The 13,454-nt window shown below is 45.5% G+C and carries 14 protein-coding genes; 8 read left to right on the top strand and 6 right to left on the bottom strand.

The window, feature by feature from the left end; all coding sequences use genetic code 11:
- Window positions 1-72: 72 nt before the first annotated feature.
- Entirely contained in the window at window positions 73-639 is a 567-nt protein-coding gene (locus tag AC1XUF_RS25955) for a Crp/Fnr family transcriptional regulator (protein ID WP_483344778.1), read from the bottom strand.
- 77 nt (window positions 640-716) lie between these two features.
- Here AC1XUF_RS25955 and AC1XUF_RS25950 point away from each other — a divergent pair, with 77 nt between their 5' ends.
- The 3 genes from AC1XUF_RS25950 to AC1XUF_RS25940 all read left to right on the top strand — a co-directional run bounded on the left by AC1XUF_RS25950 (window position 717) and on the right by AC1XUF_RS25940 (window position 4,065).
- The gene (locus AC1XUF_RS25950; protein ID WP_483344777.1) at window positions 717-1,409 is read left to right on the top strand and encodes an HAD family hydrolase; all 693 of its coding nucleotides are present in this window, start codon (window positions 717-719) and stop codon (window positions 1,407-1,409) included.
- Window positions 1,410-1,446: 37 nt separating this feature from the next.
- Window positions 1,447-2,988 carry an MFS transporter gene (locus AC1XUF_RS25945; RefSeq protein ID WP_483344776.1) on the top strand — a complete coding sequence of 514 codons (1,542 nt, stop codon included), beginning with the start codon at window positions 1,447-1,449 and terminating at the stop codon, window positions 2,986-2,988.
- Window positions 2,989-3,120: 132 nt separating this feature from the next.
- Entirely contained in the window at window positions 3,121-4,065 is a 945-nt protein-coding gene (locus AC1XUF_RS25940; protein WP_483344775.1) for a hypothetical protein, read from the top strand.
- A 134-nt stretch (window positions 4,066-4,199) separates the two neighbouring features.
- On the opposite strand, the gene AC1XUF_RS25935 is transcribed toward AC1XUF_RS25940, so the two are convergent.
- Together AC1XUF_RS25935 and AC1XUF_RS25930 are read right to left on the bottom strand one after the other, a co-directional pair.
- On the bottom strand, window positions 4,200-5,156 hold the full coding sequence (locus AC1XUF_RS25935; RefSeq protein WP_483344774.1) for a hypothetical protein: 957 nt from the start codon (window positions 5,154-5,156) through the stop codon (window positions 4,200-4,202).
- Window positions 5,157-5,336: 180 nt separating this feature from the next.
- Window positions 5,337-6,716 carry a Dyp-type peroxidase gene (locus tag AC1XUF_RS25930; protein ID WP_483344773.1) on the bottom strand — a complete coding sequence of 460 codons (1,380 nt, stop codon included), beginning with the start codon at window positions 6,714-6,716 and terminating at the stop codon, window positions 5,337-5,339.
- A gap of 191 nt (window positions 6,717-6,907) precedes the next feature.
- On the opposite strand from AC1XUF_RS25930, the gene AC1XUF_RS25925 reads away from it, so the two are divergent.
- Window positions 6,908-8,875, top strand: coding sequence for a tetratricopeptide repeat-containing sensor histidine kinase (locus AC1XUF_RS25925; RefSeq protein WP_483344772.1), 1,968 nt, complete (start codon window positions 6,908-6,910; stop codon window positions 8,873-8,875).
- A gap of 18 nt (window positions 8,876-8,893) precedes the next feature.
- Here AC1XUF_RS25925 and AC1XUF_RS25920 read toward each other — a convergent pair whose 3' ends face one another.
- Both AC1XUF_RS25920 and AC1XUF_RS25915 read right to left on the bottom strand, forming a co-directional pair.
- The gene (locus AC1XUF_RS25920) at window positions 8,894-9,244 is read right to left on the bottom strand and encodes a hypothetical protein (RefSeq protein ID WP_483344771.1); all 351 of its coding nucleotides are present in this window, start codon (window positions 9,242-9,244) and stop codon (window positions 8,894-8,896) included.
- A gap of 32 nt (window positions 9,245-9,276) precedes the next feature.
- Window positions 9,277-9,918, bottom strand: a complete 642-nt coding sequence (locus AC1XUF_RS25915; RefSeq protein ID WP_483344770.1) for a response regulator — start codon at window positions 9,916-9,918, stop codon at window positions 9,277-9,279.
- Window positions 9,919-10,341: 423 nt separating this feature from the next.
- On the opposite strand from AC1XUF_RS25915, the gene AC1XUF_RS25910 reads away from it, so the two are divergent.
- The 4 genes from AC1XUF_RS25910 to AC1XUF_RS25895 all read left to right on the top strand — a co-directional run bounded on the left by AC1XUF_RS25910 (window position 10,342) and on the right by AC1XUF_RS25895 (window position 13,137).
- Window positions 10,342-11,520 (top strand): patatin-like phospholipase family protein, encoded by a 1,179-nt coding sequence (locus tag AC1XUF_RS25910; protein WP_483344769.1) that lies wholly within the window; start codon window positions 10,342-10,344, stop codon window positions 11,518-11,520.
- A gap of 43 nt (window positions 11,521-11,563) precedes the next feature.
- Complete coding sequence (locus AC1XUF_RS25905; RefSeq protein ID WP_483344768.1) at window positions 11,564-11,986, top strand: hypothetical protein; 423 nt, start codon at window positions 11,564-11,566, stop codon at window positions 11,984-11,986.
- Between the two features lie 330 nt (window positions 11,987-12,316).
- Complete coding sequence (locus tag AC1XUF_RS25900) at window positions 12,317-12,562, top strand: hypothetical protein (protein ID WP_483344767.1); 246 nt, start codon at window positions 12,317-12,319, stop codon at window positions 12,560-12,562.
- Window positions 12,559-13,137, top strand: a complete 579-nt coding sequence (locus tag AC1XUF_RS25895; protein ID WP_483344766.1) for a Crp/Fnr family transcriptional regulator — start codon at window positions 12,559-12,561, stop codon at window positions 13,135-13,137. Before AC1XUF_RS25900 ends, AC1XUF_RS25895 begins: the two co-directional genes overlap by 4 nt.
- Here the strand turns inward: AC1XUF_RS25895 and AC1XUF_RS25890 are convergent.
- Window positions 13,106-13,414: a hypothetical protein gene (locus AC1XUF_RS25890; RefSeq protein WP_483344765.1), complete on the bottom strand. Its 309-nt coding sequence runs from the start codon at window positions 13,412-13,414 to the stop codon at window positions 13,106-13,108. The two genes, AC1XUF_RS25895 and AC1XUF_RS25890, sit on opposite strands and share 32 nt — an antisense overlap.
- Window positions 13,415-13,454 lie beyond the last annotated feature (40 nt).

Here is a 13,454-nt window from a genome sequence, read left to right as displayed (position 1 = left end):
TTGGAGACCTGGGACTGATCGATATCCTCTCAGATTTTCTTTTCCCCCGACTCTTTTGAAATACCCGACCAATCAACCCTTCCACCCTTTCAACGCCCTGTTTAAACTCCGAAGCGTAATCCCCAAATACGCCGCCATATCTTCTTTAGACAAGGCGATATTTTGTTTGGATTGGAATAACAGGATCTTTTTTAAACCGTGTTCAACCGAATACAGCTGCTGTGCGGAAGATCGGCTGGAGGTATTTGCGACCCGCTCCGCCATTTCGGCGAGTAAGAGATGATTGAACTCCAGATTTTCAGCCAGGAGTAACTTGAAAAACGGGATACTTAGCGAGTAGGCCTGGACTTCCGTAACGGCTTCGATATGACACAAACATTCCTTGTTCCTGATTACCTCGATTTCCCCGGAAATCTCACCTTCTCCCAGGAATTCGACGATAAAGTCCTTGCCGTTCTCCTCGCTCAGGAAACATTTACTGATCCCCTGCTTGATGATGAAAATCTCCGTGACCGCGCTGCCTTGCGTCAGAAGACGGGTTCCCCTGGGAAACGTTTTCAGGAGGACGCCTTCTTTACCCTCCTGCCTTTTGAAAAGGTCCTCAATGAAAGCTAAAAAAGAAAGATTGGTCCGTAACATATTGCTGGCTTGGGACAAATGTCCTTTTTATGCGTAATTTCTCAGCCGAGTTTTGCGGGATAAAATTAAAGATAACCATGCACAAAAATATCAAGGTCATTGCTTTCGATGCGGATGATACGCTTTGGGTAAACGAACCCTACTTTCAGCAGATCGAGCAGCAATTCTGCATCCTCCTCGCCGACTACCTGCCTGCGCCGGAGGTTTCCAGGGAACTATACCGGACACAGGTCAAAAACCTGCCGATGTATGGGTATGGCATCAAATGTTTCGTGCTCAGCATGATCGAAACGGCAGGTACCATTACCAATCACACCGCCAGCATGAAACTCGCCAACGACATCATTGCGCTCGGTCATGAGCTTCTCGAGAAACCCATTGAAATACTGGAAGGTGTGGAAGACTTGCTCGGGAACCTGCACGGCAGATATATGCTGGTCGTTGCCACAAAAGGCGACCTGCTCGACCAGCAGCGAAAACTGAACAAATCGGGCTTGCAGGAGCATTTTCATCACATCGAGATCATGAGCAACAAGCGCTCAGGTGACTATCGGAAATTACTGAAAAACGTTAAATGCGAGCCAGCAAACTTCCTGATGCTGGGCAATTCTGTGAATTCCGACATCCTTCCCGTACTTGAACTGGACGCTTACGCTGCACACATCCCCTATCACACGACCTGGCTGCATGAGCTACACGAAAAGACACCCGAACACAACAATTTCATTCAGCTCTCCAGTATCAATGAAATTCTGAATTATCTGCATTAATTCTTTGAATTGACCATGGCTTAAAATCGCTATTAATATGACAACGGTATCGCTGGGAAGCAGAGAAGGAAAATGGATCATGGTATCCTCCATACTGGCTTCAGCGATGGCTTTCATCGATGGTACCGCGTTGAATGTGATCCTGCCGGCACTTCAGAAAGACCTGCAGGCAACCGGTAGCGGCCTGTTCTGGATATTGAATTCCTACCTGCTGATGCTGGCCGCACTGATTCTGATCGGCGGCACACTAGGCGATAATCTGGGCCGTAAAAAGGTCTTTATGATCGGCATTGCCCTGTTTATCTGTGGATCCGTGGCTTGCGGATTTGCCCCAAAGGTCGTGTGGCTGGTGATTTTCAGATTGTTTCAGGGCATTGGCGGCGCATTGATGATTCCCGGCAGTCTTTCGCTTATTTCATCTTCAATCAATGAAAAAGAGCGCGGACGGGCGATTGGTACCTGGTCTGCCGCTACGACCGTGGTTACTCTGGGCGGGCCCTTGCTGGGAGGCGCATTGGCTGATGCCGGGCTGTGGCGCTATATCTTTTTTATCAATGTACCTTTTGGGGCGGCAGCACTGCTGGTGTTGTGGTTCAAAGCAAAAGTTACCGAAGAACCGCCATCCGGCCAACCATTGGATTTTATCGGAGCGATTACCATTGCAGTTGCGCTGGCCGCACTTACATTAGGATTTCTGCGCATTCCGGATATTGGGGTTAACCACATTCAAACCTACATTTCGGTGGGCCTCGGCCTCCTTCTGCTGCTCGCCTTTGTTTACATCGAATACCGGAGCAAGCATCCCATGATGCCGCTTCAATTGTTCCGTAACCTGACATTCAGCGGTGCCAACCTGCTTACTTTTTTCCTTTATGCCGGACTTGGGGGCGGAATGCTTTTTCTTTCGCTGAACCTCGTACAGGTGCAGGGGTACAGCCAGCTGCAATCCGGACTGACATTTCTGCCTTTTACGATTTTGATGATCTCGTTGGCGCGGTTTGCTGGAAATTTAGCCGACCAATATGGTCCAAGACTTTTCCTCATCATCGGGCCGGCCACGGCGGGAGCGGGACTGCTCATTCTATCGTTCGTAAGGCAAACTTCTGGCCCGGGCGACTATTGGGGTACATTCTTTCCGGGAGTCCTGGTTTTCGGGTTGGGGATGTCATTCACCGTTGCGCCTCTTACCGCAGCAGTTATGGGCTCGGCCAGCGAGCATTTTTCGGGTACCGCCTCGGGGATCAACAATGCGATGACACGGGTGGCCAATGTGTTTGCCAATGCTATTTTTGGAGCACTGGCCGTGCTGTTCTTTTCGGGAGAATTGACCCATCAAATCCAAAATATGCCCATTGAGCCCACAACAAAAAATATCGTTTTGAAGGAGGCCCGAAATCTGGGAGATGCCCAGGTCCCAGCCCAAATGTCCGCCACCCAAAAGCCGAATATCGAAAAAGCGTACCATCAATCTTTCATCCATGCTTATGCTGTCATCATGCGCATTTCGGCTGCGCTCGCATTGACCGGCGCTTTGATGGCGGTTTTGTTGATAAAAAACCCCGAGCGCAAAAAAAGTTAGCCCCTCTTCGTTATCTCCTGGTTTTTAAAACCTAATAATCAGCAGGTTACAACCTTTTGAGGAAATTTCTTTTCTTAAGTCTGTTCCGCTTCCCAGGCGCCACAAAATCTACTCAAACTAACCGTTCCTGGCATGAAAATCACTTCACTGCTTCTTCCATTATCCCTTTTCCTGCTGTTTTCAGGCTGTAACAATGACCGCCGAAACCTCGTTAATCCCGTTATCGGGGATATCAGCTTCGTAAAAAAATTCGGTTTTAAGCCAGACGAAAAAACCGATGACGATCTCAGGGTCAAGACACATTTACAATATGTTGAGCAACTGCTCCGCCATAAGGACGTCTCATCGCTATCCAGGGAACTCAAATGCAAACGCCACAAACTGCTCGGCTTGCTCCACTCCTACTCCCTCGCGGGCAAATTCCCCAAGAACTACGATTATTTAGGCCAGCGAAAACCATGTTTCATCGATAAAGACAACACCATTTGTGCCGTCGGTTACCTGATCGAACAAACGGCAGGGCGAAAGGCAGCCGACGCCATCAATGCAAATCACAAATATGATACGGTGATGGAAATGGATGATGAAGCTGTGGACCAATGGATTGCCGCGAGCGGGCTTACCAAAGAGGAATGTGCGATGATCCAACCCACTTACGGACCACAGGCGACACAACTCCACAACAATATCAAGCCTGCATATGCGATCAGTTCCGCAGTGCTGACGGGAGCCAACCTGACCTTCAACACCATGAATGTCATCGACTTATCCACAGGAAGCACCAACAAAACAGCTCCTGTCCTGGGACTTTTGGCCGGTGCAGGCCAAATCACAATCGGCGCCATAGGTTTCAGTTCTAAAGAAGATTCAGGGTATTGGAATGATTACAGACCGGGCGCGCAGCGAACATTGTCAATGGTCAACATCGGCATGGGCACCACGACGATGCTGCTCAGCACCTGGAATCTGGCCAGACAAAGGAAAATGCGCAACCAGCGGACATCCTGGAATATTTTCAGCTTCCCCGCCGGCAATAACCGGACGGGGGTTGCGCTGAGTTTTAGCAGGAGGATTTAGTGAAGGTTTGCTTATGTTATCGTGAGTATATCTCGCTTTTTTATACACTCCTGATTGATTAATCAGGCTGTTTGGTTTGTGATATTGAGATGGAGGGGGCTCTTCTCTCGTCCGCGAAGTCGAGTTGGTATAAATCAAAACCTGACCGACCCGCCGATGCTTACTTTGGGAATGATTTTATCACTTGTATTGAAGATCCTTTTTAAAGTGTGTGTCATGACAACGGCATTAAAATCCACAAACATGTGTAATGGTTTATCGTTCTGGCCTTTGGCAAGCAGAAACTTGGTTCCAACGCTGAGAAAGTTGGTAAATCCATTAGATAGCGAATGGGAATATTTAATCATTGGTGCCCGATTCGTCAATGCAATGATATTGTTAAAGTCCGCGTAAAAACTAAGTAAATTCCGGAAGGGGATAACCTGGACCCCATATTTAATATGACCGATTGCAGAAGTGAACTTCGTAGTGTCAGTAGTTCCGTTATCGCTGTCCATCCCGTAAAGATTTTTTCCCAGGTAATTTAAATTTAAATACAGGCAAAACCATTTTGCTTCTGTAACCGAATCTCCGTTCATTTTCCGGAAGTGTTGTTCTAACTTAGGTGGCAGAAAATTCATACTCATCGAGACGCCATATGTACTTGTCTCCGGAAAAAAGACCTTACTATAAGTACTTTGCTTTGCAGATACCCCGGAAGTAAACAATTTTATGTCTCCATAAAACCCCTTCCCGGAATTAAAATTAGTGACCCCGGTTATTTCCACCTTGGGTAAAATAACGTCATTGCCGAGCAGATCGGTAAAAGCAGGAAGTCCGCTAATTTCGTTGATTTGTAAAGTATCAGAGTCCGGAGAAAGTTTTGCCGCTTCTGCGACGACAGCGGCGTCTTCTAAAGGAGTCTTTGAGTTTTTGAACACAGCAGCTAATGTGTCAGCTGATCCTGGAAATGCTTTCAATTTGTTTAAAGCCTTTTGTAACTTCATCTGGTACTCTTTCTCAAAGTAAAGCTGATTAAACTCCTGCATTTGTTGTCCAAAAGTGCTGGCTGCACAAAGAATCAGAATAGAGATAATACATATCTTTTTCATGGTGTATAAGGTTGGTAAGTGTGAAATTCAAAAGTATGTGAACCAAAATGACCTGCAATCGGAAAAATCAGGAGCAATATCGGGGAGGGCTTTCCGATTGCAGGTGGAAAGAAGGATAGTGGAATACAGAAGCATTAAAGCGAATCAGTCAGAATGAGGGCGAGGGCCCCCTACGCTAGTCTAAATTTCTTCAATGGTCCTTAGAAAGCGCATACTTGGAGAGAAAAAGTATTCTCCGCCTTTCATATGTACAAACTGGCCAAATGTAGCCGACCTGAAACTTGGCTTACCCCATTCAACAGGATACAGGGAACCCGCTTGCCCGATAATAGGGTCGGGACCATCCGGCATGCCTTGGTCAAAGCTGGGAAAAGTTGGATTATTGGCCCAGCTTTCCTGAATAAACTGAAACTGATCAACAATGCTTGCTTGATAGCTCATGAAAAGCAAACCTACGCCTCCTTCTGGTTTGTTGTCAATTCTCCCATCATCCGGATCGTCAGTTCTATGACCAAATGGAATACCCCGTCTGGCCATTCTGTGTCGTGCTGATTCGCCTACCGGAAGGTCCGATCTGGGGTTGGTCTTTCTTATATGTGAGTGAAAAGGACATTTTGCCGCGTCCCCTATTGTGTAGTCGAAGTTGTTAAATACAGCCTTATTGACCATTGAGTCTGTCGGGCTTACTTCAACGGGCGTTCCACCTTCAAATCGACCGACCAACATTGCGCCGGCACGTTCTTCGTCTTCTCCTTCCAAGCCGATCTGAAAGGCCAGTGCTTCCTCGGCTTGCTTAAACCCTTTGACGTTTTGTTCCAACTTGCGAAAGACGAAATAACTACCCTTTGCGTTTTCATCGTCGATCAACGGATCCTGAATAAGCACCAGCTGCGGTTCAGCGCGCGGGTCGAACCTGATATCTTCGTCAGACGCGATTTGGTTATCCGCTTTGTACTGCTCCCATTCTTCGTCGAAAAACAACGGCTGCGATATCCCGTCAACATAGCCGAAATGTTCAATACCAGCACCTATATTATTAAAAATTGCATGTCCTTTCTCAACACTGGCAATTTTTGTAAAAAACATGATTGACTTTTGAATTTCAACTACGAGCGCCCTTACCTTATCATCAGACGCGTGGGCCAATAGTAGCATAAAATGCGGCTGTTGAAGTCCTTCTTCCCAAAGCTCCGACGGAGGATCGTTTAGTGGTGCGTTGGCCATACCAAGTTTAAATGCAGAATCCGAGAATTTTTCTACCACTTTGCCTCCAAAAAGATATTTATATCCAGCAGCACTGATGTGGAGACAAGCAAAAACACCACTATCTATCTTTTCTTCTTTCCAACGAATGTTACTTTCAATCTGTTCTGATCCGGACCTAAGAATCGGATTTTCTCCAGATACTAGGCTATGGATCCATGCTTTGACTAAACTTTGCTTACCCTCATCTCCAATGATAAAAAGATTGGCAGTATGATGGCGCCCATGGGATTTGAGAATATTCCCTTGGATCTCATTAAGAAATGGGATCTCTTGATACTGACTTGTGTTCAACATAGTTTGAAAATTTAAAAGTTAGATATTTCACTGATTAGAATGTGATAATTATAAGCATCATTACTTTTTCCTTTTTTTACCAAAAATCACTATTAGTTATCCAATGATTAATCCTTATTAACAAGGATTTTGTATCCTTATATTTAAGGATATTGATATCTGCTCTGAACAACTCTCCGAACCCTCCTGATATGAATAGACTTTTACTATTTGTTATCCTTCATATTCCGCAATCGCAATTTCCAATTTCAAAGATCGATAGTCTGAAATACGAATTAAAAAATCTCCAAATTCAACCGGATTTATCAAATGCCAGTAAGCATCACCTGGTGCTAAAAGAGCTCATGAAAGCTTATTCTGATCGGAATATCGACTCGTCTTTTTATTACAATACCCAGTTAATCAAATTATGTAAAGCACCTGAGTTAATGCATGAGCTGGCATATGCCTATCAATATGCCGGGTACTTATATCAGGTCCGGGGCGATTATCATCAAAGTATCCGGTATTATTTTGACGCGCTCGCTACCGCCGAAAGGCTCGGACAATTCAAACAAGCCGCAGGCGCTCACAGGGGCCTGGCACATGCATACAGCAGCCTGAAAGAGTACGAAAAAGCGGCCGATTACTGTCGTCTTGGCTTGCTTGCTTTGAAAAAAGAGCCGGACGCCTATACCGAACTGGGCATATTAAATGTGCAGGGAGCTATTTTCAGGGAACAGAATCGATTAGCGAATGCTTTGAAGGCAAATAATGCCATGTATTTGCTTGCAAAACAAGAACGGGAATCGTGGTATGAATCCCAGGGACTACACGCGATCGGATGGGTCTATAAGGAAATGGGCGACATTCCCAAAGCGCTTGATCATTATGAAAAAGCGCTTATAATCGCCCGCAAAATTGGCAGCGTGGATCTGGAATGCAGTATACTTCTTAATATCTCAGAAATTTATATTCAGAAAAAAAATTGGCGCAATGCGCTTCAATATTGCAACCAGGCTAAACGAAGCGCCCAAAGAATAAATAACAGCAGCATCCTTGCCGAATCGGAAGAAAAATTATACCGGATTTATAAATCCACAAACCAATTTTCCAGTTCTCTTCGGGCTTATGAAAATTATGTTCTATTAAGGGACAGCCTTGCAAAGGAAAAATCGGACCAGCGTATTGAAACCCTGCGGGCCAAATACGACAATGCAAAAAAAACGGATCTGCTTAATTTGGAAAAAGCAAAGAGCAAGATCCAGGTAAGCGAAAACAAGAGGCTAGCCTTAACCCGAAACGGGTTATTCGCCGGCATATTTTCCGTCCTACTGATTGCGTCTTTTCTTTTCGCAAACAACAGACGGCTTCAGGCTAAGAATGCACAAATTAAAACGCAACACCATCTACTTGAAAATGCGCGGGAGCAATTGGCAGATCTGAATACAACCCTGGAAATAAAAGTCGCAGAACGTACGGAAGAATTATCGTCCGCCAACGCCGAATTGTTAAGAAAAAATGAGGAAATAAAAGAAGCCTTGTTCAAAGGCCAAAAAATCGAAAGGAAGCGGGTAGCCCTTGAACTGCACGATAACCTGAGCAGCCTGCTGAGTGCGGTTAACATGAGCATGCAATCCATCAACCCCAAAAACTTATCCGAATTGGAACAATCAGTTTATAACAATGTGAGGCAGATGGTCCAGAGCGCTTATTCCGAAGTCAGAAATATCTCCCACAACATCGCCCCGGCCGAACTTGAAAATGACGGATTGATATCGACCCTGACCAGCCTGATGAGCAAAATGAACCAAACCAGCGGCCTTCGGCTTTCCATGGCTGTCGACGACCTGAACGAGCGGCTGCCCAGGGAAATCGAGTTCAATTTATACAGCATTATTTTTGAGCTCATCAATAACACCATTCGCCATGCACAGGCAACTTGCATGAATATCAACATACTGAGGACACGATACGGCGTAGAGTTGACAGTTACAGATGACGGTATTGGACTGACAATCGACGAAGGCAGGCGCGGAACCGGTTTGCAGAATATCCACACGCGCCTCGAATCTCTCGGCGGCACATTCGCAACCCTCGTGCCCCAGGAAAAGGGTACCTGGATCCTCATTAAAATCCCCATTGAAATGGTGGATTTCAATGGGGATCGGGCTGTTTAAATCAAATGAAAATGATGATCAGGGTTTTGGAGGGCCTGATGGGTTCATTCCCGCATCATTAGTTGATGCTTCTAGCTCATCCCAGGTACGAATAGATGGATCAATGTATTTGAGGGTCTTCTCTACTCTCGCAAAGCCTTCTTCGACAAACTCCGCTGTAAAAGAAACGTGTTTGAACCTTACAGGTCGGGGCCCATCAATATCTTTCAAGTACAGAAATAGAGGTTCCAGAGGTATTTTATCAGGAAATTCCTCAGGATTGAAATTCTTGTCAACAAAGACAACTTTTAAGGCAGGCTCGCCGGTTACGGGCTCTACTACAAACTCGATTGTAACGCGACTCTGGATGTCAACATACTTTTTAGCCATTAGCTTGGGGGGGTTAGAGTGGAAAAATTGATTTAAATAAGATTGTATTTAATGGCATACTTTACCAAGCCAATGGTGGTTTGCACGCCAAGCTTTTGCATTAAATGTTTTCTGTGGGTTTCAACGGTTGTAGGGCTGATGAATAATTTTTCAGCGATCTGAGTCCCCGAAAATTCCTGCGCTATCAATTTTAAAACATCCAGTTCCCTTTGTGTGATCGCAATCTTGTTTGGCTTGTCAACTTCCGGGATAAATTCGATTCCTTTGTCATTGGCAAGTTGGAAAAGAACCTCATCGCTATAAAACTTATTCCCTTTACTGATCAGCTGAATTGCCTTTTCCAATTCGCTGCGCTCAGCACTTTTTAATACATATCCGTCGGCCCCTGCCCGGATCGCTTCTTTAATTGCTTCCGGCTGATCAGACACGGTAAGCAAACAGATCTTCACATCGGGAAACTGCTCCCGGAGCCGGAGCGTCAATTCAATCCCACCCATCACGGGCATTTGCACATCAGATACCACCAGGTCGATATCCTTTTCAAGTTCCAGCGCCGTCAATATTTGCTTTCCGTTCGTGTGTTTGGAAACTACCTCCACGCCCTCGATGCTTCCTAAAAGCAGCGCGAGGCTATCCAGTAAAATCCGATGGTCTTCGGCTATTAAAATACGCATATGAATTGTTCATGATATATTGGTTTTAATGTTGATGTGGGCTTGGATGTTCACTTGCAAAAAAATGATATGCAAAGATTGCGCAAGTTCCGAGCGCCCGGAATACCGGATTTCAATGATTTTGTATCCTGGAATTTAAGGATATTCAAAAAATTACCCGTCCTGTTCCAAAAAACAAAACTTAAAAAATGACGCTGTTCATCCCTCCTTCTCAATATCCCCAAATCCCAGGATGCCAAATCATCATGATTAAGGATTTACAGCCGAAAAATATACTTACAATTTTGAATGATTAATGAACCTGCTGGTTTCGACGGCTTTTATAATGATTAAATGATTCGCTCTTTCTATTCGCCGACAATAGGAATACCCGGACTTTCTTGACCCGACAATTCACATCTTAATCGCTAAACTGAAATACAAATGAAAGACGACGATTTTAAATTTATCCAGGACAATCTGGATATCACAGAAGGCATTGAAGAATTATTTGTTTTGAGCGGAGGAGGCGCAAGGGGGAAATGGCAATGGGAAGTACTGAAACTCCTGAATCAAAAAGGATATCATCCCAAAATGATCGGCGGAACAAGCGCGGGATGCTTGAATGCATTTGCATTTGCCGCAGGGCTGCATACGGAAACCGACAGCCTGTACGACCTGGTCGGTAAGAGCAATGCAGCCCCGATCACTTCTCCCGGTCTGGCAAAGCTTGTTGACGGAAAAATCGTTAAAAATGATGAAGCCATCAGCGAAATTCTTGGCAAACATATGAATTTTTGGACATTATTTAAGCTGTTGTCCAAACGGAAGCGGAATAAGCTCATATCGGATATTGTCAACGACTTCGCAAGTCACAAATCCCTGATGAGCAACAACCCCTTACTCGAAACGGTCAAAGGATTGCTACGAAAAAAAACCGGGTTCCATATACCGCTGTTTATGAACTTGGTGGATCTGACCACGGGAACCGCCGTAGAGGTATCCAACTCAGATTTTCCCGAGAATGATGTAGAAAATTTAGCAAAAGCAATTGTAGCGTCCACGACGATCCCGGTTGTTTGGGAGCCGATATCGGGTTTCGAAATCATCGGTGACGCCGTGGGCCGCACAGCCAGTTTACAGGATAATAATGAGCATTCCACTAAACCCAACCGATTCACAAATCTCGCCGACGGCGGACTCAGAAACGGAAGTCCCCTGGCGCAAATGTTTGGCAGGATTGGCAAGGGCGGGAATACAAAGAAACAACGTATCTGGGTGATCAATTGCAACCGCGAGAAAATTGACCTGGCTTCCGACCTGAGCAAAATCACACAGATCGCAGGAAGGACCGCATCCATCGCCCTCAATGAAATTTTGATCGGAGACCTTGAATTGACGAGGTACAGAAATGAGGTTGCCAAAAGCGGCGTCACATTCGACAGATCCATTTACGTACCCATCAATGTGATTGAGTATTCGGGCAACGAGGGTGTTTTCAGTTTTACGGAAAGAAGCTTTAATACGCAGAAACAAGAGGCAGCATCGGACGTCAACAGCTTCTTTGCCGCTTTCAAAAACAAGAAGGCAAATGGTGGTTTCGACAAAAAAGATGCCGTCTGAACCTGCCGTGATTTACAGAGCGCTCCTATAACAACACAAAGACATGAAGCAAGAATGTCCAAAATCAGTCATAACGCACAGGCTTGACGTTAATCAAACCAAACAATTGAGGATTGTAGCTGCCTGCATTTACTCGTCGGAACGGGTGATGGTCCGGGAGGGAGAAGCTTATGAAATAAGCTGTGACCGGGACCAGCATTGGAAAGACTCGATCATCCCTTCCCGTCCAACCGGCTTTTTCAACTTTCTCGCCATTCTGGCTGGTATGAGACTAAAAGGCACCAAATGCTTCTGTTTGTGCGGGGCATACAACGAAACCGAAAGGGATATTTTTGAAATCGGATTGTTCAAAAACATAGCGGTCCCCGCAGGTAAGCGGTCCCTGTCTTTCTTCGCAAACGACGCCATTAAACATTACAGCAACAATAAGGGATCCATTGTCATCAAAGTGAAACGGGTCAAATGAATGAGATCACTTGATCCGGCTGACTGCCAAGAACCATGACTTGCCGCCTTCTACAACATTCTACAAAAACCCCTCAATTTCCATGTAGTAGCCTCATTTCCCTTGATTATCCAAAACAAACACCGTACGTTTACAATGCTCAATTCAAAAGAGGTGCGACGCACCGACAATACTTTCTTGTCGGTATTTTTGCACCTTACATCTCTACGTATACCGATGAACGGTGTCGTGGCTACCGTAATTGTTTGAACACAATTGCCTCTTTTGGGTTGAGCACGGAAAGCGCGGCACCGTTTTTTGCTGGGCTAAATCATCAACCATATCACAGCTATGTCCAGCAATGAATCCAAAGAAACATTCTCTCAAAGGGTCGAAGAAATCATCAAGGAGCTGATCGGTACCGGCGTAGACCCGCTCACACTCGAACGCCAGCACGTCGATTTGCTGATTCATTACCTCAATCCTACTAAGGAGAGCGGAGCGGTTTCAGTAGCCCACGCTCAGGAAGTAATTTATAACGGCGAGATTATTACCAGGCTGCTGCGCGGAATTGGAGATTCAAAATCATTGCGATGAATGCATTCATCGACTACTTAAATGCAATTGTGCTTCTGCCGCCAGAAACTCAGTACGAAATCAACGGCATAACTTCGCACCGGCATCTGCCCAAGCATACTTCGCTGCTGTCCAACGGCGAGGTGTGTAAAGAGTTTCATTTTCTGGCAAAAGGAATTGCGAGGGTCTATTACTACAAAGACGGCAAGGACATCACTGCCTGGTTCGCGGCTGAAAACCGAATTGTAAGCGCAATCGATAGCCTGTTTACCGGGCAACCTTCGATGTACAATATTGAATTGCTCGAAGATTCAGAAGTTTTCAGCCTTCATTATGCCAAAATGGAGCCCATTTTTGAAAAACATCCGGTTACTGAAAGGCTGGGCAGAATCCTGATTACCCAAAATTACCTGCTGCTCGACGAGCGCATGAAGCTTTTCGCATTTTGCACCGCAGAAGAACGATACGAGCGCTTGCTGCAACAATTACCCGATGTTTTCCAAAGGGTCAAGCTCGGTCTGATCGCCTCCTATCTCGGCATTACCCAGGAGCATTTGAGCCGGATCAGGGCCGTTTTTCGGAAGACTTCTGATTGACAAAATATAGTATCCCGCACAAAAACGCATAAACCGACAATGAAATCACAAGCAGGTAGACGGCGGCTATCAATGCAAATCCCTTTGCTTCCGGGCTTCCATAGCGAAAAAATTGAATAATTATGACGGCCCAATAAAGGAAAAACAGCCCCGCCATCATACGGGAGACCAGCCGGATATTTTTGTCTCCCGATCTGGAGAAAATGACCGATAGCCTGATAATCAATACGACGAGAAAGATCAGGTAGAGGCTCACGTTGACGAAAATGCCCATCATTTTGAATCTGTTATATCAGCTTTTGACCGATGTGATTGTA

It is taken from the genome of Dyadobacter sp. HNCC25DJ185 (assembly GCF_056895195.1).
This window is presented reverse-complemented; position numbering and strand designations above follow the sequence as displayed.